General features: G+C 36.5%; 1 protein-coding gene and 1 pseudogene. Both read right to left on the bottom strand.

The window, feature by feature from the left end:
- Window positions 1-148 precede the first annotated feature (148 nt).
- Window positions 149-616: a hypothetical protein gene (locus BN8061_RS00025; protein WP_068595105.1), complete on the bottom strand. Its 468-nt coding sequence runs from the start codon at window positions 614-616 to the stop codon at window positions 149-151.
- 181 nt (window positions 617-797) lie between these two features.
- Window positions 798-1,010 (bottom strand): annotated as a pseudogene (locus tag BN8061_RS11960) (hypothetical protein); the annotation flags it as partial.

Below are 1,010 nucleotides of genomic sequence, written 5' to 3'. Positions count from 1 at the left end.
TAACGTTTTCGGGCTTTGCGTTCGGGCGGGTATCGGAGCACAAAACTGTCAACCTGCACTGAACTTGAATAGAAGCACAAAGCTCCAAGTTTGCACGTCACCCCGCCTGACGCAAAACCCGTGTTATAGCCAGTGCTTCTTCTTTCTCTCATTTTGTTATACTATTAATTGTCTGTCTCAACACGTCTAATTGTTCTTTATAGTTATTCTTGTCAAAAGTCAATTGTCCGAATTTTGAATAGTCCCAAAAGTTATGACTATCAACAGTTCTGTGTGGTTGTTCAAAGTCAGCCCAAATGATTTTGTCACCCAATTCGTATGCCTTTACTTTCATTGGCCAGCAACCATCACATCCACATTCACATTCAAGCACTGAAACTTTGTCGTTATCGTCAATGTCATATTCGTCTGGGTTGGTCAGGTGTTTAAGCAAAGTCTCAGGAGTAAGTCCATCATAGCCGCCAGCGATATTTTCTGAACCTTCTTTTTTTGCGAAAGGCAGTTCATAAACTTTCAATAAGTCAATGAGGTCTTTTCCGTTAACTAAAATTGTCACAGACTTAAATTGATAATTGTCGTTTTGTTTGTCTTGTATTTTAAATTCTAATATATCCATTTGTTTGTTGTCTGTCGTTTGTTAGCATTGGCTATAACGTTTCGGGTATTTATGAAGGACGGGAGTTCTCACAAATACTTTTGTAAACATACTTTTATTTTTAATTTTAGCCAAATGAAAAAAGACGAGCCATTTGCCCGTCTTTCATAAATACCATGTTAGCTGACGTTTTTTATCATTACTAGTTATAATTAGGATGAGTTTCCATATTGATTTTAAAATTTCCGCTGATTGGTTTAATGATTTCAGGATGTTGTGGGTCATACATATCACAAGAAAAACTACCTTCCAAAATTCCTCTTTCACTATCATAGCGTGTTATCTCAAAACTTCCTGTATTCCCTAAGCTTAAAAATGAGTATTGGGCTGTAACTTCATCCTGAAGATATATAGA

Origin of the sequence: Vaginella massiliensis (assembly GCF_900089075.1) — a bacterium.
Classification (GTDB): domain Bacteria; phylum Bacteroidota; class Bacteroidia; order Flavobacteriales; family Weeksellaceae; genus Weeksella; species Weeksella massiliensis_A.
The sequence above is the reverse complement of the archived record's forward strand: the minus strand, read 5'-3'. Positions and strand labels throughout refer to the sequence as shown.